Origin of the sequence: Hymenobacter nitidus (assembly GCF_020447315.1) — a bacterium.
In the GTDB taxonomy this organism is placed as follows: Bacteria; Bacteroidota; Bacteroidia; order Cytophagales; family Hymenobacteraceae; genus Hymenobacter; species Hymenobacter nitidus.
Genome location: NZ_JAJADQ010000019.1, coordinates 1 through 21,851, shown reverse-complemented (window position 1 = coordinate 21,851; position 21,851 = coordinate 1). Strand labels below are relative to the sequence as shown.

Sequence of the window (21,851 nt, the reverse complement as noted above, 5' to 3'; positions counted from 1 at the left end):
GAATATATCAGCGCCCGGCGAGCTGCCGCCCAAGCCCCCGCCCGGCAGTGGAACAAGCGCTACGGCGGCAGTGGCGAGCTGCTGCCGGTTCCTGCGAACTACCCGCCAGCAGCGACAATAGCTAGCCCACGCGCGGCCAGAGCCGGCACCAAGCTCTAGGCCCAAACGCTAGGCATCACCGAAACGGGCGTATCTCATTTACCGGGTGCCACTTCGCGGGAGGTGCAGGTGGCACCGGGTTTGTTTGCGGGGGCTTTGCGTAAATTGCCGCCGTGTTCCGGTTCCGGAATGCCGGGTAGCCGGCGGCCTCAGTGCCCCGGTGCCCGCCCGGCCTGGAAGCTGTTAGACACCTTTTCCAGGATGTTTTGTTTACGTTACTCACCCTTCCAGCACGCTGGAAATAACGATTTGGAATCTATGTTTGATATGATGGGCATGATGGGTAAGGTCAAGGAGCTTCAGGAGAAAATGAAGCAGGCCCAGAACGAGCTGCAGTACCTGACCGTCACGGCGGAGTCGGGGGGCGGGCTAGTGAAGGCTACGGCCAACGGGCACCGCCAGCTGCTCAAGCTCGACATCGACGAATCCCTACTCACGCCCCAGGACCGCGACATGCTGGCCGACCTGGTGGTAGCCGCCGTGAACAAGGCCCTGACCGAGGTAGGCGACAAAGCCAAGGAGGAGCTGAAAAGCAAGACCTCGGGCCTGATGCCGAACCTGCCCGGCCTCGACCTGAGCAACTTTGGCCTCTAGTCTGGCCGCGCCCACCGGCTTGTGTGCCGATGTGGCCGTGGTTATTCTGAACTGGAACGGGCAGAAATTCCTGCAGCAGTTTCTGCCCGCCGTGCTGGCTCACTCCGACGGCGCACGCATCATCGTGGCCGACAACGCCAGCTCCGACGACTCGGTGGCGCTGCTGCGCCGCGAGTTTCCGCAGGTTGAAATCATCCAGAACCCGGGCAACCTGGGCTTTTGCGAAGGCTACAATCTGGCGTTGCAGCAGGTGCAGGCCAACTACTACATGCTGCTCAACTCCGATGTGGAGGTGACGCCGGGCTGGCTGCTCCCGCTGCGCGAGCTGCTGGAAACCCGCCCGCAAGTAGCTGCCTGCCAGCCCAAAATCCGTCAGTATAGCCCGGATGCGGTTCAGCGGCAGCAGTTCGAGTACGCCGGGGCCGGGGGCGGCTACCTCGACCGACTGGGCTACCCCTTCTGCCGGGGCCGCCTGTTCGACACGCTGGAGCAAGACCACGGCCAGTACGACGACCCGCGCCCGGTGGCCTGGGCCACGGGGGCCTGCCTGCTGGTGCGCGCGGCCTCCTGGCACCAGCTCGGGGGCCTGGAACCGGCGTTTTTTGCCCACATGGAGGAAATCGACCTGTGCTGGCGGCTCTGGAACGTGGGGCAGGAAGTATGGTACCACGGGGGCAGCACGGTGTTTCACGTGGGCGGCGGCACGCTGCACAAGTCAAACCCGCGCAAAACCTACCTCAACTTCCGCAACGGCCTGGCCCTGGTGTATAAGAATGTCGCTGATTCGGAGCTGCCGGGCGTCATTAGCACGCGCCTGTTGCTGGATTGGGTAGCCGCGCTGCGCTTTGTGCTGCAAGGCAACTTGGGCGACTTCAAGGCCATTCTGCGCGCCCACCGCGACTTTTTCAGCAAGCTGGCTTACTGGAAGCAGAAGCGGCAGGAAAATCCGCAGAGGCTGCTCACGGCCCGGCGGCCGGGCGTGTACCAGGGCAGCCTGGTGTGGGCTTACTTCGGCAAGGGAATCCGCAATTTTGCCCAGCTCGACCCGCAGGAGTTTGGCGAAGCACCGGACACACAAAAACCGGCCGCCCCTAAAGGCCGTCCGGTTTCAAACTCACTTTCTCACTAAATCAGCGCGGCCTACAGGTCCCAGACGGTGCTACGCTGCCGACGCATAGCCCGGCGCACATTCATCCAGAAGGCCAGGGCGAAATAAAGCACGATGGGCGAGCCAAACGTGAAGAACGACGCGTAGACAAAGGACAGGCGCACGCTGCTGCTGGAGAAGCCCAAACGCTGCCCCAAAGCATTGCAGACGCCAAAGCTCTGCTTTTCGATGAAGTCGGTTAATCGTTTCATAGCTCCTCATTTTTAACCGATTGAACCGGTTACTGCTCCTCAAAATAACAAGAAAACCGCCGCATGGCAAGCTCGACCACCGGAATTGAGCACAATTTCTGACCCTGCCCGGCAGTTTTTACGTTTGTAGGCCAGAAATTCTGCCCTGCCTTCGCTGCCTACCTTTAGCCTATGAGAGTTTACTTGCGCTTGTTTTCCCCCGTATGGATTGGGTTGGCTGCCGCCGCGGTGTCCGGATGTACGTTGCCCCGGATGCTAAAGGTTGCGCAAGAGGGCCAACAAGTTACGGTCCAGCCCTCGGTGCTGGAAAGCAACGGCGAGAACGTGCTGTTTGAAGTAACGGCCCGCGTGCCGGCCGCCCACCTCAAAAAGGGCAATGCCTACAACCTAGCGCTGAGCTACCGCTACGACAACGGCCTGCGCGAAGACACCGTGGGCCGCCTCACCTTCGTATCGGGCGAGTACACCTACGACACCGAAAAGAAAGATCAGCTGGTCATTACCAAGCAGTTTTCCTTTCCCTATTCCACCCGCAAAAGCCCCGGCGAGCTGCTGGCCCTGCCCGATGCCCACCAGCTGAAGCCCAACGGCAAGCGCGTGAAAGGCGAGCAGTTCCGCTTGGCCCGCGGTATCGTCACGACGGGGCGCCTGGTGGTGCGTCAGGATACGGCCATCGGCCTGCTGCCCGAAACGGTGGATAACAACATGGGCGGTACCCGCATTCTGCCCTTTTTCTTCGACCAGGGCAGCGCCGCCATCCGCAATTACTTGGGCACCAACGTGCAGGCCCTGGAAGACTTCATCGAGGCCAACCAGCACACCAAGAAGGTGATGATAGCCGCCGGCCACTCCCCCGACTCCATCGACGCCCGCGACGCCCGCCTGGCCGACAAGCGGGTGCAGGGCCTGCTGCGCTACTACAAGAAGCGCGTCGACAACGACTCATATTTGAATAAGCTCAGCGACATCAAGTTTGAAACTGTGGCCTACCACCGGCGCTGGGACCTGTTTCTGAACAAGGTGCAGAACTCGGCCCTTAAGCCCGCCCAGATCGACTCGGTGGTGCTGCTGATCAACGACTCCAAGGGCTCGTTTGCCCAGAAGGAGCGGCAGCTGCGGGCCCTCTCCTTCTACGATTATATCGACCAGTACATTTACCCGGTGATGCGCTTCGGCACGGTAGCCGTGGAGTACACCGCCCCCAAGCGCTACGACTCGGAAATCTACCTGCTCTCCAAAAAGATTGTGGAGAAGGAAATGGAGGCCGACGCCCTCACGCCTGAGGAGCTGCGCTACTCGGCCACGCTCACGCCCCTGCTGGCCGAAAAGCAGCGCATCTACGAAACTGCTGTGGCTACCACCGGCCGCTGGGAAGCCTACCATAACCTGGCCGTGGTGCTGCTGCAACGCTCCGAAAAGGAAGCCAGCGACAAAGTGCGCAAAGCCTACCTGCGCCGGGCCGCAACCAACTTCACCCTGGCCGCCCACCGCAACCCCACCGCCGACCTGTTCTACCGGGTGGCCACGGCCTACCACCGCGCCGGCGACCGGCTTGAAGCCCTGCAGAACTACGACTACGCCATCAAGCTCGGGGGCCCAAGGCCGGTGCTGGAAAAGATTTTTGCCGATAAAGGCGCCCTGGAAATTGAGGTCGGCCAGCTCGACGACGCCCTGGCCAGCATGAGCTACAGCGGCAAAACCTACCAGAACACCATGAACCGGGGCCTGATCTACCTGCTGAAAAGCAACTACGAAGGCGCCGCCAACCTCTACCAGGAAGCCCTGACGCTGAAGCCCGACGACCCGCTGGCCCACTACTGCCTGGCCGTGGTAGCGGCCCGCGCCAAGGATGAAGGCCAGGTAGGCCAGCACCTGCGCCGCGCCGTGCAGCTCGACCGCACCTACGCCCAGCGCGCCGTCGAAGACCTGGAGTTCCGCGACTACGCCGCGGGCAAGATGTTTCTGGAGGCGTTGCGGTAAGGCAGTAGCGCGAACTGTGTAGTTCGCGGACCCCGCGCCGTTGTAACGATTGTCGTTCTGGCACGCGAACTACACAGTTCGCGCTACTGCGCCGCCGGCAATGATCTTTTAAGCGGTGTTAATGATCTTCTAAGGGCCGTGAACGGTCTACTATAGGCCGTGTACGATCTGCTAAGGGCCGTTAATGATCTACAAAGCGGTGTGAACGATGTTCTAAGAGCCGTTGATGAGCTACTACACAGTGTGAATGGTCTTCTAAGGACCGTGTACGAGCTACTGTAAGGCGGGAATCATCTACAAAGCGGCGTGAACGATGTAGAGACGCATATTTGCGTCTCGTCGGCCGCGCCGCACCCACGATTGTCGTTCAACGAGGAGACGCAAGTATGCGTCTCTACATCAGACAGGAGCTGCCATCAGCTGCTACCTTAATGGCCTTATGGAATTTCTAAACTTTACCCTCGACGACCAAAACATCGGTCTGGAATGGGCCGACGGCGGCTACGCCGACCTGCACAACTGCTTCGATTTCGTGGAGCTGCGCTACAACCCGGCCGCAGCTACGCTCAAGCTTTTCTGGCGAAAATCGACAGGTAAATGGGCCCGGGAAGTACCGTGGCCGGGCTTGCACTTACTATTCGAAGGGGTGAATTACTTCCACGTGAAAGAGCGCGACCCGGAATATCCTTTTTCAGAAGATGCCACGGTACAGCACGTCTGCCGCACGCCTTTCGAGGCGCGAGAGGAGTTTGAGAACATCTATTTCAATGAGGATGCCCAGCCCGAGGACGACCTGCTGCTGTACTTTCAGAGCAAGTGGGGCCTCAAAGTGAATGCCGCTACAGTGAGCCTGCAACTTGAATTTTAATCATGCTTGCCCGTCCCGGCTTGTCGTTGTAGCTTTACGGGCCGGAAAATTTCCGGCTTTCTGTTTCTGACGTTTCGAATTCCTGCACTCTAATTATGCGGACCATCCAATTCCGGGAAGCCCTGCGCGAGGCCATGTCTGAAGAAATGCGGCGCGACCCGCGCGTGTTTCTGATGGGCGAAGAAGTAGCTGAGTACAACGGCGCCTACAAAGTAAGCCAGGGCATGCTCGACGAGTTTGGCGCTGAGCGGGTGATTGACACCCCGATTGCCGAGCTGGGCTTTGCCGGTATCGGCGTGGGCGCGGCCATCAACGGCCTGCTGCCCATCATCGAGTTCATGACCTTCAACTTCTCGCTGGTCGCCATCGACCAGGTCATCAACTCGGCCGCCAAGATTTACTCCATGTCGGGTGGGCAGTATTCCTGCCCCATCGTGTTTCGCGGCCCGACCGGTAACGCCGGTATGCTTTCCTCGCAGCACTCCCAGAACTTTGAGAACTGGTTTGCCAACACGCCCGGCCTGAAAGTAGTCGTTCCTTCAACTCCCTACGACGCCAAGGGCCTGCTGAAAAGCGCCATCCGCGACCCGGATCCGGTGATTTTCATGGAGTCAGAGCTGATGTACGGCGACAAGGGCGAAGTGCCCGAGGAAGAGTACCTGCTCGAAATCGGCAAAGCCAACATCGTACGCGCCGGCAAGCACGTAACGCTGGTGAGCTTCGGCAAAATGATGAAGATTGCCCTGGCCGCCGCCGATGAGCTGGCCAAGGACGGCATCGAAGCCGAAGTAATCGACCTGCGCTCGGTGCGCCCGATTGACTTCGACACGCTGATCGAATCGGTGAAGAAAACTAACCGCATGGTAGTGGTGGAAGAAGCCTGGCCGCTGGCCAGCATCAGCTCGGAGCTGGCCTACACCGTGCAGCGCCGCGCCTTCGATTTCCTCGATGCCCCCGTGGTGCGCGTGACCTGCATGGACGTGCCCCTGCCCTACGCCCCCACCCTGATTGAAGCCTCGCTGCCCAACGTAGCCCGCACCATTCAGGCCGTAAAAGAAGTAACCTACCAGAAGGCGTAGTTTTCAGCCCTCAGTTCATAAAAAAGGCCCTGACTATCGCGGTAGTCAGGGCCTTTTCTGTTAAGGCTGGGCTTCGGCCCCACCCAGCGGGGCCAGCACCGTCACGTCGTGAGTCAGGTGCGACAGGGTGCGGGCCGAAACGGTGAAACACAGCCCCAGAAACAGCCCGTAGCCGGCCAGCAGCAGCGCCATGCGGGGCGAGTAGTGGCGCGGCGGCCCCAGCCACTGCGCTCCGCCAAAGCAGGCCACGGCGTAGAGCAGCACGTGCAGCGGCAGCAGAAACCGGCACTCGGTGGCAATGGGCAGCGAGGCCAGACAGGGCAGCAGCAGCGCGGCTACGACCAGCCCGGGGCGCAGCCGCGGCCGTTTGCCGGGGGCCGCCAGCCAGCTACCCGCTACCAGCAGGGCCGCAAACCAGACCGAGTACTGCAGGCCGGAAAGCAGCACCGAACGATGCGCCACCGCCCGCACGAAAAGCGTGGGATACTGCACATCCAGCCCGTTGAACAAGTGGCGCGCATAAAGGCCGGCAAAGGTCAGGGGCTCGCGCAGCACGGCCGCGCCATAGTCGGCGTAGCTGGTGAAATGCCGGATGGCCTGCCGCTGCAGCAGCGCCTGCCCGGCCGGGTCGGTGTAGAGCATGCGGGGCGAGGGGAATTCCGGGTCGAGGCTGGTTTCGTACTTCTGCACGACCAGCCCCCAGCCCAGCTGGGCCAGGTACAGGTTGGCCGTGGGCAGGCGCGCATCCCGCGACAACACCAAAGGCGTCCAGGTGCCGTGGTGCTGGCCGTTCATCAGCAGCTGGGGGCCGCTCACGAGGCTGCAGCCCAGCGCCAGGCCCAGCACCGCCGTTAATGGCTGCCGGGCATGTAGAGCAGCTACTACCACCAAGCCCAGCACTGCCGGGGCGGCCAGCAGGTACACCGGCCGGATATTATAGGCCGCCATAAAACAGGCCCCCACCAGGATAGTTCGCCCCAGGCTGGGCGGGCGCAAGGCCAGCAGCAGGCTGAGCAGCACGGCCAGCAGGGCGGGAAAATCAGACAGGACGAAATTGAAATAGTCGCGCCAGAACAGGAAGCCCAGCGCTGCAAAGGCTACCCGCGGCCCCCAGCCCAGGTGGTGCCGGGGAAAGAGCCGGAGCCAGAGCGCGGGAGCCACCCAGCCAAACAGCAAGGCTGCCCAGGCCGCGCCCATCAGGCGGGTGAGCACCAGCGGCTCGACGTGGGTGAAGTGTGCTATGGCTTTGGCCGGCAGGTTCAGCAGGGGCAGAAAGTAGCCACGCAGCGCGTCGTTGTAGCTCAGCAGCTGAAACCGGCCGTCGTGGAAAAACCGCTCGGTCAGCGTCCAGTAGTTGAGGGCATCATACACCATTTCCCGGTAGCCGGAAAACGGCAGGTACAGGCAGTACGCCAGGAATATGGCCCCCGTCAGATACCGCGCCCGGGAGCCGGCGGCAGCAACGTGGGCCGGAGACGCAGTAGCCAACAGATTCTTCATCGGGTGGCCAGAGGTTGTTCGGGGCAGCGGCACGCCGACGTTTGAGACAAGGCAGGAATAAGCCGGAGCAGAAAAATCATGGGCACAGATAAACCAAGGAAAAGCAGGCCGAAGCCCGCCAGCGGATATGGGGCAAAAAGTGTGGCCCAAGCCAGCGGGGTGGATTTTACGTACCTTTTGCCCCAAAGCTACTCACTTCTTCCTCTCCCCCTTTCCGCATGAACCATCGTCTGCACCTTCGGCTCGAGCAACTAGAGCAAGCCACCAACCGCCTGCTGAGCATGGCCCAGAGCCTGGGCGACAAAGCGCAGATGGCCCCCGGACCGGGCCAATGGTCGGCGGCACAGGTGGTGCAGCACCTGCTGGTGGCCGAAACCGGCATCGGGCAGTACATCGACAAGAAGGTGATGCAGGAAGAAGAGCTGGGCAAATCGGGCTTTCTGACCTTCGTTCGGTCCAGGGTGCTGCGCGCGGCCCTGCGGCTGCCGTTTCTGCGCTTCAAGGCCCCCAAGTACCTGGCCGCCCTCACGCCCGACACCGTGCCGCCCGTGGCCGAGCTGCGCACCGAATGGGAACGGGTGCGCCGCCAGCTGGAGCGCACCCTCAACGAGTTTCCCTCCCAGCTGCTGGACCGCGACATTTTCAAGCACCCCCGCTCGGGTATGCTCAACATCTACCAAACCCTGGACTTCATGGTCGACCACGTGCTGCACCACCAGAAACAGCTGGAACGCATAGCGAAAGTGGTGAAATAGGGAGGTGGCGAAAAGGTGAGCTAATGTTCGGGAGGGACACAAACCCGTGTCCTTGCGAGGCGCAGCCGGGGCACCCGCAGGACAGCGCCGCTAAGCCGTCCTCTGAAACGTGCTGAGCTTCCTTCACTGAAAAGCCCTTTCCTGTTGCATACAGGAAAGGGCTTTCTGGTAAAAGAGCATTGCGTACTGTGCAGGGGACGGATGGCTTCGCAGGCTGTCAATGACACGGGTCGTTGAACGACAACTCACTATTTCACAAGCTCACTTTCTCGCCTTCTACTCCTTCTTCCCCCGCTCGATGTCGGCGTAGGTTTCGTGCCGGTCGAGGTGGCGCATGGCTTCCGCCATTTCGAGGGGCGGCACCGTAAGCTTGCGCAGGCGCAGGTCGAGCCAGGCGCCATCGACGGAAACGGTAGCGGCCACGCGGCCGTCGGCCTTGTAGATGGTATGGACGATGCGCCAGCGGCTGCCGTCGGCGCTGAGGCCGCTGAGCTCAGCCGTGACCTTGATAGCCTCGCTCAGGCTGATTTCCTTGAGGAAGCGGGTGTCTTCGCGAAACAGAATCGGGCCGATGCCCAGCTCGGCGAAGCGCTGCATCGGGAAGCCCTGCTCGGCCAGGAATTCAAGGCGCAGCTGGGCCGCGTAGTCGGTGTAGGCCGAGTGGCGCATATGCACGTTGGGGTCCATGTCGGCCCAGCGGGCAGTGTAGGTTTTGGCGTATTCCATAGAGAAGCGTAAATGCTAGTGTGCGCCCCCAAACGGCCGTGCTGCACGGGGGCCGGCGTTTGGGGAAGCGGGGCGAAAATGAATGAAAGGCCTAGTTGTTGGCCAGGTTCTGCTGCTTGAGCGTGAGGCGCACCAGGTACTGCTGGGAGTCGTCCTCATCGAGAAACTCGACCTGGTAGCCGGCCTCGTCGGCGTAGTCCTGCAGCAGACCCGCGTCGGCAAAGAGCCAGTTGAAGGAGGCCCCGGTTTCCTCACCGTAGGTCATGTGGTACTCCACCTCGCCGTAGTACGGGCCGTTGAGGTTGATGACCAGGGCTCCGTCTTCGTCCTCGTAGAGGTAGCTGATGTCGGAGGAAGTAGCCAGAATCTGGCCGCCGGGCGCCAGCAGCTGCTTGGCCGCCTGCAGAAACCGCTGCAGCCCATCGAGCGTGCCCACCAGGCCCAGGCCGTTCATCAGCATCAGAATCGTGTCGTAGCGCTCGTGCTCGTTGGCGGGCAGCTCGAACAAGTCGTGGCAGGAAGCTTCCTGCACGCCGCGGGCCTGCAGCACCTGCACGGCCCCGGGCGAGGCGTCGATGGCCTTTACCTGAAAGCCCCGGCTTTGCAGCTCCAAGCTGTGGCAGCCGGCCCCGGCACCGGCGTCCAAAATCCGGCCGCGGCACTCTTCCAGGGCGGTGCGCTCCAGCTCGGGCATTTCCCAGAGGCTGCGAAAAAAGTAGCTGGCCGGCAAGGGCTCTTCGTCGGCCACATTGCTGTGCACGGTTAGCTCGGCGGCTTTATTGCCGTGTAAATACGCCAGCATGGCGTGGCCAATGGGGTCGGAAGCGGGTTTCTGGGACATGGGGCAAAGGTAAGAGGACTTGGCAGAAGGGTACGGCAGCAGCGGGGCCCTGAGTTGCGGCCCAGGCGGCCGGCGCACTTTTGGGCGGCCACCGTATCCTTCTGCCGGGTATCTGCGTTGTTTCGTTAAATCCCTTTTCTCCCCTGACCTCTCTTTCTGCAATGGCCAGCAACCTCGATTACCTCGACCCAACCCTGATTCCGCTCGAAGACAAAGTAAAAGCCTACCTGGAGGCCGAAGAAGACCTGCGCAAAGCTACCGTCGAGGCCAAGTCGCTGCCGAATGCAGCGGCGGCCGAGGCCCAGGCCAATCAGGCTTTTGAGCACCGCCCCGCCACCGGCAGCTTCGACCAGCACGCCGACGAAGTAGAGCAGCGCATTCAGAATCTGCAGGACGATTTGCGGCTGCTGCGCCAGGAAATCATTGGTATGCTGCCCACCCGCAACGAGTTTGTGAAAGTAAACCTGGGCTACGGCCCCAGCCGCGTCGGCGCGTTTGCCGTGGAGCACGGCCCGGCCACCCCGAGCGGCGCCGAGCCCCACTACGAGCTGCGCATCGTGCATTAAGCCGACAATTACTACTACAGAAAGGCCCCGTAGCAAGCTGCTGCGGGGCCTTTTTTGACACTGTATCTCCGGCCGTTCTACTGCACGACAAGCCGTTGGGTAGCCAGATAGCCACCCGGGCCGACCAAGCGCACCAGATACAAGCCCGCGGGTTGCGCTCCAATTTCCACGGGTATGTCGGCGCTGGCAGTTATGGGCAGGGCCTGGGAAAAAGCAACCCGGCCCGTAGCACCGAGCAGCGTCAGGTGCAGGCCCAAGCGAGGTACGGACTCGGGGAGGCGTAGAGTCAGGCGGTTGTGCGCCGGGTTCGGCCATACGCTCAGCGAGTGGCGCGGCGCGGCCTGGGCGGTCGGGGTCAGGGTGCCGCCCAGCTTCACTACCCACAAGTCGCTGCTGCCCCGGCCGGGCTGAGTTTTGTCGCCGCTGCTGCCCGAGCTGGATTTCCCACTCAGGATATAGCCCCCGTCGGGCGTCAGGCGCACGACGTGGGGCGTTTCGTATTCGCTGCCACCCAGCGTCAGGTCCCAGCGCTTATTGCCAGCGGCGTCGGTCTTCACGAGCCAGTAATCGTCGTTGCCCCGCGGCGGCTGGGTCTTGTCGTAGAATGCATTGGCGTTGCTGACGCCCGCCATCAGGTAGCCGTCGTCCTGGTCCTGCTGCAGGTTCAGCACAATATCCGTTCCCGCTCCACCTATATACGTTTGCCATTGTCGGTTGCCCGCAGCATCCAGTTTCACGGTCCAAAAGTCTATTGCGCGGGCATTGGGAATGCTAAAGGGCGAGTACCCGCCAACCAGGTAGCCCCCGTCCCGGGTCTTGGTCAGGGCATACATTTTGTCCGTTAGGGTGGTCCCAATGACCTTGTCCCACTGTTTGGTGCCAGTAGCATCCAGCTTCACCAACCAGAAGTCATCATAGGCTCCGTCCTGGGTTTTGTCGCCGCTGACTCCGGGTACATCGGTATTCCCCCCCACGATATAGCCCCCGTCGGTGGTAACCAGTAGCGCGGTCAGCACGTCTATTGACCTGCTACCGAGCGTTTTGTCCCAGAGCTTGTTGCCGGCCGCATCCAGCTTCACAAGCCAGTAATCAAGCTCGCCTTGGCTGTTCTGAGTTTTGTCGCCGCTGCTGTTGGACATGGAATAGCCGCCCAGTATATAGCCGCCGTCGGGCGTGACGCGCAAGGCCACCAGCTGGTCGATATCATTGCCGCCGAAGGTTTTGTCCCAGAGCTTGTTGCCGTTGGCATCAAGCTTAACGACCCAATAATCATAACCGCCCACATTGGGTTGCGTTTTGTCGCCGCTGATTCCCGACATGGAGTAGCCCCCCAGAATGTAGCCACCATCGGCCGTAACCTGCAGGGTGGTTAGCCAATCGGAGTCGCTGCCGCCAAAAGCTTTGTCCCAGAGCTTGTTGCCGTTGGCATCAATCTTAATCACCCAGTAGTCACTGCCACCCTGGCTGGGCTGGGTTTTATCACCGCTGCTGCCCGAGCGGGAAGCGCAGCCCAGAATATAGCCGCCGTCGGCCGTGGGCTCCAGGGCCGAGGCCCCAAATTGGAAAGGCGCGCTGACTGCTTCCTCGGCATTGCCCCCAAAGGTTTTATCCCAAAGTTTGGCGGGAGCCTGCGCCATGGCCTTTTCCGGCAGGCAGAGCCACCCCATTGATCCTAAAAGTAAGGCTGGTAAAATTCGAGGTATCATACGCTAGAACGAAATGAGTAAGTAGAGGTAAGAAAAATTTGGTGGGGCATGAAAACAACGAAAGCTGCTGCGCAAGGGTGGTGCGACCGGCAAGATTGCACGAACCGTCAGGCGCGGGCAGCCTGCCACTGTTATGGGCTTTCGGAAAAGCTGCCGCCGGCCCCATGTGGGTAGCAGGAAGCCCAAAGACCGTCGGCGCGGACGGCTTACTTCAGCTGCAGCACAAACCCGCCCTGCGGGGCCAGCGTGACGCTGACCGAGGCGCCCGACACTTCGCGCGTAGCAAAGCTGCGGGGCGTGGCGCCGTCGGTGATGAGCGTGCCGCCGGCCGTGGCCCCCAATTGGGCTAGGTCGAGCTGCACGGTTTTGGGCGCGCCGGTGCCGTTGATGCCGGCCACCAGCCACTTGCCATCGGCGGTCTGCCGGGCCAGCACGGCATGCTGACCGGGGTAGCCCGCTATAAACTTCACGTCGGCCCACTGCCCGGGCAGGCTGCGCAGAAATTCTACCACGTAGGCCGGCTGCTTTTCCATGCCCTCGGGCACCTCGGCGTAGTGCTGAATGCCCGACTGAAATACCACCGCCAAGGCCAGTTCGAAGGCGTTGCTGGTGCGCCGCTGCTTGCCCGTAATTTCGGAAAAGGCCACCGGGGTGAAATCCATCGGGCCCACGGCGTTGCGGGTGAAGGGCAGCACGGCGCAGTGGGTGGGCTCCTGGTCGGTGTTGGCCTGGTCGAAGGTCAGGAACTCGAAGCCGCGTACCGCTTCCATGGTCATCAGGTTGGGATAGGTGCGGTTCCAGCCCCGCGGAATAGTGGTGCCGTGAAAGTTGACGAGCAGACCGACCTGGGCCGCGTCGGTCAGCAGGTCCTGGTAGTAGTTCATGAACGATTGCCCGTCGCCGCCGAAAAAGTCAATTTTCACGCCCTGAATCCCCATTTTCTTAATGCGGGCAAACTCCTGACGGCGGCTGGCGGGGTCGAGCAGGATGTTAGTGGGCGTCTGCGGTGCTTCGTTCCAGCTGCCGTTGGAGTTGTACCACACCAGCAAGCCCACGTTCTTGCTTTGGGCGTAGCGGGCCAGCTCGGCGGTTTTGTCGTAGCCAATCTGCTTGTCCCAGAGTGCATCCACCAGGCAGTAGCTCCAGCGCATGGCGGCGGCATAGTCGATAAACTGCTTCTGCACGTCGTACACCGTAGCCGGGTCGCCCTTCAGCACCCACGACCACGACGCCTTGCCGGGCTTGCCCACGGGAATCTTCGATACGTAGGCCGGCGCGCTCAGGTCGGTGGTCAGCGTCGACTCGACGATGGGCGCCAGCGAATTGCCGACCACGATGACGCGCCAGGGCGTGCGCCACGGCAGGCGGCCCGCGGGCAGCACGGGCGCCGCGGGCGTCGTCCGCTCCCGGTCCTGGGCCAGAGCAATGCTGTACTCCGCGTCGGGGGCCTCGTGGCCGAGGTGGGCGCCGCAGTAGCTGCGGCCCATCCCGGCCTCGGTGAGCAGCACCCAGTGGCCGGCCGCCTCAAACAGGGCCGGAAACGACCAGCCCTGCCCTAGTGTAGAGGAAGTGCCGGCGGCTATTCCCATCTGGTAGTATTCCTCGTACGAGGGCTGGGTTTTGGCCCAGCCGGTGCCGACCACCGCGTGCGGGTGCAGCCAGCCTTTGGCCCCCGCGGGCAAATAAAATGTGGTTTTTTCGGCCGTAACGCGCTGGTTCTCCGTCGTCTTGCCTTCCACCAGATACTGAAAGGCTACCCCGTCGTTCGACACCTGAAACACCACACTCAACGTCAGGCCCTTGACCGGCGCGAAGCGGATGGCACGGCGGTTGGCCCGGTAGCGGCACTGGCTGCGCTTGTCGGTGGCCAGCGCGTAGTCGTCGGCCACGGCCTCCACTTTGCCGGCCTGCTGTAGCTGCAGATTCCGGGTCAGGTCGGCCGCGGCCAGCTGCAGGCCTAGGCGCGAGGTCCGCAGCACTTCGGTTTTGCCGTAGCGCACGGCGTAGGTGGGCACCCCGCCGGCAGCCAGCGTTACGGCCACTTGCACCGCGCCGTCGGGGCTGCTGACCAGCACCGGTTCGGCGGCCTGTGCGGTGGTGGAAAACGTAGCGGCGAAGGCCAGGGCAGCAAGCAGGTAGCGGAATTTCATGGCAGTGTGGATGAGCGAAAAGCGGCTCAAGTAACTAAATACGCGCTGGAACTGCCGGTAAAATCTGCGGGGTGAGTCCGGTTGCGGGCGCACCGGGGCCGACCATTCCGGTGGTTTATGCCCATACTTCGGCGGTCAGCGGCGGCGGAATAAAGCGGCCCTTTTTGCGAAGAGGCGCGGATTTCTGGCTGAAAACAGCACCTTTGCAATATGAATAAACTACGCAACTTATTACGGACCGTGCCGGCCCGTCGGGGCTTGCTGCTCCTGTGCTGCCTGGTCTGGAGTGCTGCCCGGGCCGAAGACATTCAGTCGCCGAATAAACAGCTGACGCTGAGCGTGGTGCTGCAGGAAGGCGGCATTCCTACCTACAGCCTCACCTACAAAGGCAAACCCGTACTGAAGCCCGGCAAGCTGGGCCTGGAACTGAAGAATACCACTTCCCTGACCAGTGGTTTTGCACAGACGGCCGTGCAGCGCCGCTCCTTCGACGAAAGCTGGCAGCCGGTATGGGGCGAGGTGAAAACCATCCGCAACCACTACAACGAACTGGCCCTGACCCTGACCCAGGCCACGACTAACCGCGTCATGCTGGTGCGCTTCCGCCTCTACGACGACGGCCTGGGCTTCCGCTACGAGTTTCCGCGCCAGAAAGACCTCGACTACTTCACCGTGAAGGAGGAAAAAACCCAGTTTGCCCTCACCGGCGACCATAAAGCCTTCTGGCTGCCCGGCGACTACGACACCCAGGAGTACAGCACCGTCACGTCGAACCTCTCGGAGGTGCGGGGCCGGATGAAGGCGGCCGTGACGCCCAACGCGTCGCAGAAAACGTTTTCCGATACGGGCCTGCAAACCCCGCTCATGCTCAAGCGCAACCAGGACGGCCTCTACCTCAACATTCACGAGGCGGCCCTGGTGAACTATTCGGCCATGCACCTGGAGCTGGACGACAAAACCTTCGTGCTGGAAAGCCACCTGACGCCCGACGCCGTGGGCGACAAAGGTACCCTGCAGACGCCCTGCTTCTCGCCCTGGCGCACCGTAATTGTGAGCGACAAAGCCGCTGATATTCTCGAATCGAAGCTGGTGCTGAACCTGAACGAGCCCACCCGGTTCAAGGACGTAAGCTGGATTAAGCCCGTGAAATACGTGGGCGTGTGGTGGGAGATGATTACGGGCAAGAGCACCTGGTCGTATACCAACCAGGAAAACATCAAGCTCGACTCGATTGACTACACCAAGGTAAAGCCCAACGGCACGCACGCCGCCAACACGGCCCACGTGAAGGAGTACATCGACTTTGCCGCCAAGCACGGCTTCGACGCGGTGCTGGTGGAGGGCTGGAACACGGGCTGGGAAGACTGGTTCGGCAAGCACAAAGACTACGTGTTCGACTTCGTGACGCCCTACCCCGACTTCAACGTGCCCGAGCTGCAGCAGTACGCGGCCAGCAAGAACGTGAAGATGATGATGCACCACGAAACCTCGGGCTCGGTGCGCAACTATGAGCGCCACCTGGATACGGCCTTCCAGTTCATGAATAAGTACGGCTACAACGCCGTGAAAACCGGCTACGTGGGCGACATTGTACCCCTGGGCCACCACCACTACGACCAGTGGATGGTAGACCACTACAACTACGTGCTGGAAAAGGCCGCCGACTATAAAATTATGGTGAACGGGCACGAGGCCGTGCGCCCCACCGGCCTCTCGCGCACCTACCCTAACCTGATTGGCAACGAAGCCGCCCGCGGCACCGAGTACGAGTCGTTTGGGGGCAACAACGCCGACCACACCACCATTCTGCCCTTCACCCGCCTCATCGGCGGGCCCATGGACTACACCCCCGGCATCTTCCAGACCAAGGTCAGCGCCTACAATCCGCAGAACAACTCCTTCGTGCACAGCACCCTGGCCCGGCAGCTGGCCCTCTACGTGACGATGTACTCGCCCCTGCAGATGGCCGCCGACCTGCCCGAAACCTACAACAAGCACCTCGACGCGTTTCAGTTCATCAAGGACGTGGCCGTGGATTGGGACGACACCGACGTGCTCGAAGCCGAGCCCGGCGATTACATTACCATTGCCCGCAAAGCCAAGGGCAAGAACAGCTGGTTTGTGGGCAGCACCTGCGACGAACAGGGCCGTACCTCCAACATCAGCCTGAGCTTCCTGGAGCCCGGCAAAAAGTACGTGGCTACCATCTACGCCGACAAAAAAGACGCTCACTACGAGAAGAATCCGCAGGCCTACCAGATCCGCAAGGTGAACGTGACCAGCAAATCCAAGCTGAGCCAGTACACTGCCCCCGGCGGCGGCTACGCCATCAGCATCACGGAAGCCGGCCGCTAGTCGGCTTTCTTCCACCCACTTCGGCCGAGTACCCAAAGCCCCGTTCGACGCGTAGTCGGGCGGGGCTTTTCGGTGGCCCGGGCTGCCCAGGTTTTGCCCTATCTTGCGTCACACTTTTTCACTTATTCCGACCCACTGCTGGACTACCTCGAAATGAACTGGCTGGAATGGCTGCTGCTGTTGGGAATCCTGGGGGCCGGCATGGTCTACAGTGTGCGGGCCGCCAAGCTCACCATGCCCGGCGCCCTAACCGGCGGCCTGCTGGGCGTGCTGATTTTTCTGGGGGCCGGCTTCGGGGGCGTAGCGCAGCTGGGGCTGTTTTTTGGGCTGGGCTCGGCGGCGTCGGCCTGGGAGCTGAGCGAGAAGCGCCGCCTTGGGCTGGCCGAAGAAAACAAGGGCCGCCGCACGGCCGGGCAAGCTCTGGCCAACGCCGGCGTAGCTGCCCTGGCGGGCCTGCTGGCCTTTATTTTTCCGGCGCATGCGGCCCTGTTTCAGCTGATGCTGGCCGGTAGCTTTGCCGCCGCCACCGCCGACACGCTTTCCTCGGAGCTGGGCAACGTGTACGGCCGCCGCTACTACAATGCCTGGACGCTGCGGCCCGATACCCGGGGTCTGAACGGCGTAGTTAGCCTGGAAGGCACGCTGCTGGGCCTGGGCGGTAGTTTGCTCGTGGCCATCGTCTACAGCCTGGGCGCGGGCTGGCACCGCGGACTGCTCTGGCTGCTGGTAGCCGGCACCGTGGGCAACCTGGCCGATTCGCTACTGGGCGCTACCGTCGAGCGACGGCAGTGGCTGACCAACAACGCCGTGAATACGGTGAATACCGCCGTGGGAGCCCTGGTAGCCGGCCTGCTCTACTGGCTCAGCTGACGGCGGCTGCTTACCCGACCGTTGCCTACGGCAGCCATGCGTAGCTACGGTTGCGCCGTCCGATTATGCCCGTTTTTCCCGCCAGAACGGGGTGGCTGAATCAGGTATTTTTTTATATTAAATAATATATATATTTCTTCAACGCCCATTCAGAGCATATTTACCCGGACGGCAATTATATATTTCTAATATTCTTGAATTTCATTTAAGCAATAAAAAATATGTCTTTTTTTATTATTGTTTATAGTTTTACCTTGCAGCTTAAGCACTTCGCCGCCTGTCCGACGGCGTTATAGAGGAGTTGCCCGGCGTAAGTCAATCAGGCCCGGGCTTCGTGTGAATGAATGCAATGACGCGGCTGCTGCCTTGCAAGTAGCCGGTGAGTGAGCGTGCAACAGCCGCACAACGCATGATCCAGCGGCTGCAGTTTCCCTGAGTGCCCTAGCCTACCCGACCCAGACGCTATCCGATGCCCGTTGGCCTCGGACAAATCTGCCGCTAAGAGTCTGCCACCGTTTTCAGCCCTCACCGGCTCTGCCCACTGCCCCTTACCGGGCAGCCCTGCTCTCTATCGACCACAGGTAAGCGCGCCAGCCGCAGCTGGTGCTTAGGAGTGTCTTTTCTTGTATTCTAACCTCGTCCGTCATGCAAAAAACCCTTACTGTGATTCTGTTTCTCTTGTTAGCGTTTTGCTGGCAGGCAACCGGTCAGAACGTAACTTTTTCGACTGCGCGGGGCTTTTACGAAGCGCCTTTTCAGCTTACGCTGAGCACCAGCCTGGCGGGCGGCAGCATCCGCTACACCACCGACGGCTCGGCGCCAAGCAGCACGGCCGGCCTGGCATACACCGGCCCCATTTCGGTGACGACCACCACCGTTATCCGGGCCATTGGGTACAGCGGCGCGGCCAGCACGCCCGTTGCCACCCACTCCTACCTGTTTCTGAACGACGTGATTCAGCAGCCCGCTACCATTGCCGGGTGGCCCAACAACAGCTACGCCGTGGATGCCAGCGGCGCCACGGCCATCCATGACTACCAGATGGATCCGGCCGTGGTGACAGCGCCGGCCTACAGCGCGGTGGTAAAAACCGGGCTGACCTCGATTCCGACCATGTCGTTGGTGCTGAACAAGAGTGACTTCTGGGATTTGTACGAGGGCGACGCGGCCCACCCGGTTTCGGTGGAAATGCTCTACCCCGATGGCAGCCGCGAGCAGTTCAACTGCGACCTGGAGGCCCACAGCCACAACCGGCTGAAACGGTCGCTGAAGCTGGCCTTCAACTCCACCGTGACCACCAATATATTCCGAAAAGTGCCCTACAACGGCGCTACGGCCACCACGGCCAACGCCTTTAAGGACACCAAAATCGTGCTGCGGGCGGGCAACAACCGCTCCTGGGCCCGCAACTGGAACCCCAACCGCACCTGCTACACCCGCGACGAATGGTACCGGGTTTCGCAGCAGATTATTTCGGGCGAGGGCGGCCGCGGAACCTTTGTTCATTTGTATGTAAATGGCTTGTATTGGGGGCTTTACAACCCCGTGGAGCGCACCGACGCGGGCATGCTCTCGCAGTACTACGGCGGCGCCTTTTCCGACTGGATGGCCCTCGACCACGACGGCATCCGCAGCGGCGACCCGGCGCGCTTTACCTACCTGACCACCACGCTCGTGAACCAGGATATGAGCGTGGCCGCCAACTACGCCCAGCTGAAAAGCTACCTGGACGTCACCAAGTTCTGCGACTACCTGATTCTGACCTGGATGACGGGCATGACGGACTGGCCCAGCAACAACTTCCACGGCGCCAGCCGCAACGTGCCGCCCGGCCCTTACTGGTACAACGCCTGGGACTGCGAATGGTCGTGGGACTCGACCAACGGCTCGAACCAGGGCGCCTGGGTGCACCCCGAGTTTCGCAACAACACCGGCGGCAGCTCCACCATTGCCAGCCTGTGGCACGCGGCCCGGCGCAACAACGAGTTCATGCAGCTCTTTGCCGACCGGGTATACCGCCACTGCTACAACAACGGCGGGCTGACCGATGCCGCCTCACGGGCCCGCTGGAGCCAGATCAACGACTTCATCAAAACGGCCATCGTGGATGAGTCGGCGCGCTGGGGCGATGCGCTGAACGACGGCGTGACCCGCACCCGCGACCAGCACTGGACGCCGGAAATAAACCGCGTGGACGGGCTGATGAACGGCAACGTGACGCGCTTTATCAACGCTCTGGTGGCCCAGGGCTACTACCCTACTCTGGCGGCACCCGGCTTCAGCCGGGAAGGCGGCACGGTGGCCCCGGGTACCCAGCTCACGCTGTCGAACCCCAACGCTGCCGGCACCATCTACTACACCACCAACGGCACGGACCCGCGCACGGAGGCCGGCGCCGTAGCGGCCGGGGCGACGGCCTACACCGGCCCGTTTGCCCTGGCGGGCAGCCAGACGGTGAAGGCCCGAGTGCTGAATGGCAGCAGCTGGAGCCCCCTGCACGAGGCCTCGTTCACGGTGGAAGGCCTGATTTCGGGGCTGTTTATCAATGAATTCCTGGCCAGCAACACCAAAGCCCCCGACGAGTTTGGGGAAGTGGACGACTGGATTGAAATCTATAATTCGGGCAACCAAGCAGTGAATATCGGCGGCCTCTACCTGACCGATGTGCTGACCAACCTCATCAAGTACCAGATTCCGACTACCAACCCGGCCCTGACGACGATTCCGGCCAAGGGTTTCCTGCGCCTGTGGGCCGACAGCCAGCCCGCGCAGGGCGTGCTGCACCTGGGCTTTGGCCTGGGCAAGGGCGGCGAGGCCATCGGGCTGGCCCAGATGATCGGCTCGACGCCCACCCAGCTGGATTCCTACACGTTTGGCCCCCAGACGGATGATGTTTCGGTGGGCCGCTTTCCGGATGGGAGCACGACGTTCCGGACGTTTTTTGCTCCCACACCCGGCAGCACCAACGTGGTGGCGTTCAAGTCGAACCTCTACATCAACGAGTTTCTGGCTGTCAACCAGACCTCCATTACCGATGAAGCCGGCGAGCTGGCTCCTTGGATTGAAATCTATAACAACAACTCCGAGGCAGTTAACATTGGCGGGCTTTATCTGACCAACTCGCTCAGCAACCTGCCCTTCTACCGCATCCCGACCACGAATGCGGCCCAGACGACGATTCCGGCCAAGGGCTTTCTGCGCCTGTGGGCCGATAATCAGCCGGCCCAGGGCGTGCTGCACCTGGGCTTCGCGCTCAATGCCGGTGGCGGGCAAATCGGGCTGGCCGACGTGCAGGGTCCAGATGTTTCGCTGATAGACTCGACCAGCTACCGGGCCCAGACGGCGGACGTGTCGCGGGGGCGCTACCCCGACGCGAGTAAGCAGTTCAAAGCCTTCCCGAGCCCGACACCGGGGGCCACGAACACCGTTCCGGCCGTGACGGGGCTGTTTATCAATGAGTTTCTGGCCAGCAACACCAAGGTAGCCGACGAGTTCGGGGAGTTTGACGACTGGATTGAAATCTACAACTCGGGTACGCAGCCCGTCGATATTGGGGGCTTCTACATTACGGATGCGCTCAGCAACCCGGCCAAATACCAGATTCCGACCACTAACCCGACCCTGACGACCATTCCGGCCAAAGGATTTTTGCTGCTGTGGTGCGATGAGCAGCTGTTTCAGGGCGTGCGCCACATTGGCATCAAGCTCGGGGCCGGCGGCGAGCAAATCGGGCTGTTTCAACCCAACGGCACGGCCGTCACAGCCCTGGATACCTACACCTTCGGGCCCCAGACCACCGATATTTCCGTGGGCCGGCAGTCGGACGGGGCGCCTAACTTCGTGAGCTTCACCGTACCCACGCCCGAGGCCAGCAACAACGCCGGCGGGGGCAACCCGGCCCCGGTAGCCAATGCCGGTCCCGACCAAACCATCACGGCGGCCACTACTACGCTGGCCGGCGCGGGCACCGACGACGGCAGCATTGCCGGCTACGCCTGGAGCCAGGTCAGCGGCCCTACTACGGCCGGTTTCAGTCCCAACAACCTGGTTGCGGGCCCCACTATCAGTGGTTTAGCCACGGGCATTTATACGTTTGCCCTGGTCGTTACGGACAACCTGGGAGCCCCCAGCCAGCCTGATCAGGTGGTGATATCCGTGAATGCAGCCCCCACGGGCCCGGGTGTCGCCACCTTCACCTTGATTAATGCCGATACCGAGCAGGACCTGCTAACGCTTTCAGCCGGCGCAGTGCTGAACCTGGCCACCCTGCCCACGCGCAACCTGAACATTCGGGCCAACACGAGCCCGGCCACGGTGGGCAGCGTGGTCTTTGCCCTGAGCGG

At 61.7% G+C, this 21,851-nt stretch carries 16 protein-coding genes; 10 read left to right on the top strand and 6 right to left on the bottom strand.

Annotated features, from left to right (window positions below):
• Nucleotides 1-417: 417 nt before the first annotated feature.
• Complete coding sequence (locus LGH70_RS23185; RefSeq protein ID WP_226190726.1) at nucleotides 418-753, top strand: YbaB/EbfC family nucleoid-associated protein; 336 nt, start codon at nucleotides 418-420, stop codon at nucleotides 751-753.
• Nucleotides 743-1,882 carry a glycosyltransferase family 2 protein gene (locus tag LGH70_RS23180; protein ID WP_226190620.1) on the top strand — a complete coding sequence of 380 codons (1,140 nt, stop codon included), beginning with the start codon at nucleotides 743-745 and terminating at the stop codon, nucleotides 1,880-1,882. Before LGH70_RS23185 ends, LGH70_RS23180 begins: the two co-directional genes overlap by 11 nt.
• Nucleotides 1,883-1,893: 11 nt before the next feature.
• Here the strand turns inward: LGH70_RS23180 and LGH70_RS23175 are convergent, their stop codons facing one another.
• The gene (locus tag LGH70_RS23175; RefSeq protein WP_226190618.1) at nucleotides 1,894-2,112 is read right to left on the bottom strand and encodes a PspC domain-containing protein; all 219 of its coding nucleotides are present in this window, start codon (nucleotides 2,110-2,112) and stop codon (nucleotides 1,894-1,896) included.
• A gap of 252 nt (nucleotides 2,113-2,364) precedes the next feature.
• Here LGH70_RS23175 and LGH70_RS23170 point away from each other — a divergent pair, with 252 nt between their 5' ends.
• The 3 genes from LGH70_RS23170 to LGH70_RS23160 all read left to right on the top strand — a co-directional run bounded on the left by LGH70_RS23170 (nucleotide 2,365) and on the right by LGH70_RS23160 (nucleotide 6,039).
• On the top strand, nucleotides 2,365-4,092 hold the full coding sequence (locus tag LGH70_RS23170) for a tetratricopeptide repeat protein (RefSeq protein WP_226190608.1): 1,728 nt from the start codon (nucleotides 2,365-2,367) through the stop codon (nucleotides 4,090-4,092).
• A gap of 439 nt (nucleotides 4,093-4,531) precedes the next feature.
• Nucleotides 4,532-4,960 (top strand): hypothetical protein, encoded by a 429-nt coding sequence (locus tag LGH70_RS23165; protein WP_226190606.1) that lies wholly within the window; start codon nucleotides 4,532-4,534, stop codon nucleotides 4,958-4,960.
• A gap of 95 nt (nucleotides 4,961-5,055) precedes the next feature.
• Complete coding sequence (locus LGH70_RS23160) at nucleotides 5,056-6,039, top strand: pyruvate dehydrogenase complex E1 component subunit beta (RefSeq protein ID WP_226190604.1); 984 nt, start codon at nucleotides 5,056-5,058, stop codon at nucleotides 6,037-6,039.
• 60 nt (nucleotides 6,040-6,099) lie between these two features.
• On the opposite strand, the gene LGH70_RS23155 is transcribed toward LGH70_RS23160, so the two are convergent.
• Nucleotides 6,100-7,539, bottom strand: a complete 1,440-nt coding sequence (locus LGH70_RS23155; protein ID WP_226190602.1) for a hypothetical protein — start codon at nucleotides 7,537-7,539, stop codon at nucleotides 6,100-6,102.
• A 218-nt stretch (nucleotides 7,540-7,757) separates the two neighbouring features.
• Here LGH70_RS23155 and LGH70_RS23150 point away from each other — a divergent pair, with 218 nt between their 5' ends.
• The gene (locus LGH70_RS23150; protein WP_226190600.1) at nucleotides 7,758-8,294 is read left to right on the top strand and encodes a DinB family protein; all 537 of its coding nucleotides are present in this window, start codon (nucleotides 7,758-7,760) and stop codon (nucleotides 8,292-8,294) included.
• A 276-nt stretch (nucleotides 8,295-8,570) separates the two neighbouring features.
• Here the strand turns inward: LGH70_RS23150 and LGH70_RS23145 are convergent, their stop codons facing one another.
• Both LGH70_RS23145 and LGH70_RS23140 read right to left on the bottom strand, forming a co-directional pair.
• A complete protein-coding gene (locus tag LGH70_RS23145) occupies nucleotides 8,571-9,020 on the bottom strand; it encodes a thioesterase family protein (protein WP_226190592.1) in 450 nt (149 codons plus the stop codon).
• A 91-nt stretch (nucleotides 9,021-9,111) separates the two neighbouring features.
• The gene (locus LGH70_RS23140) at nucleotides 9,112-9,861 is read right to left on the bottom strand and encodes a class I SAM-dependent methyltransferase (protein ID WP_226190590.1); all 750 of its coding nucleotides are present in this window, start codon (nucleotides 9,859-9,861) and stop codon (nucleotides 9,112-9,114) included.
• A 161-nt stretch (nucleotides 9,862-10,022) separates the two neighbouring features.
• Here LGH70_RS23140 and LGH70_RS23135 point away from each other — a divergent pair, with 161 nt between their 5' ends.
• Nucleotides 10,023-10,427, top strand: a complete 405-nt coding sequence (locus LGH70_RS23135) for a hypothetical protein (protein WP_226190588.1) — start codon at nucleotides 10,023-10,025, stop codon at nucleotides 10,425-10,427.
• A gap of 77 nt (nucleotides 10,428-10,504) precedes the next feature.
• On the opposite strand, the gene LGH70_RS23130 is transcribed toward LGH70_RS23135, so the two are convergent.
• Together LGH70_RS23130 and LGH70_RS23125 are read right to left on the bottom strand one after the other, a co-directional pair.
• Nucleotides 10,505-12,064, bottom strand: a complete 1,560-nt coding sequence (locus LGH70_RS23130) for a T9SS type A sorting domain-containing protein (protein WP_226190586.1) — start codon at nucleotides 12,062-12,064, stop codon at nucleotides 10,505-10,507.
• A 275-nt stretch (nucleotides 12,065-12,339) separates the two neighbouring features.
• Nucleotides 12,340-14,283, bottom strand: coding sequence for a glycoside hydrolase family 97 protein (locus LGH70_RS23125; protein WP_226190584.1), 1,944 nt, complete (start codon nucleotides 14,281-14,283; stop codon nucleotides 12,340-12,342).
• Nucleotides 14,284-14,493: 210 nt separating this feature from the next.
• Here LGH70_RS23125 and LGH70_RS23120 point away from each other — a divergent pair, with 210 nt between their 5' ends.
• The 3 genes from LGH70_RS23120 to LGH70_RS23110 all read left to right on the top strand — a co-directional run.
• Entirely contained in the window at nucleotides 14,494-16,638 is a 2,145-nt protein-coding gene (locus LGH70_RS23120; protein WP_226190582.1) for a glycoside hydrolase family 97 protein, read from the top strand.
• A gap of 93 nt (nucleotides 16,639-16,731) precedes the next feature.
• The gene (locus tag LGH70_RS23115; RefSeq protein WP_226190580.1) at nucleotides 16,732-17,508 is read left to right on the top strand and encodes a DUF92 domain-containing protein; all 777 of its coding nucleotides are present in this window, start codon (nucleotides 16,732-16,734) and stop codon (nucleotides 17,506-17,508) included.
• A gap of 645 nt (nucleotides 17,509-18,153) precedes the next feature.
• On the top strand, nucleotides 18,154-21,851 hold a 3,698-nt coding region (locus tag LGH70_RS23110), incomplete at its 3' end, for a lamin tail domain-containing protein (protein ID WP_226190578.1).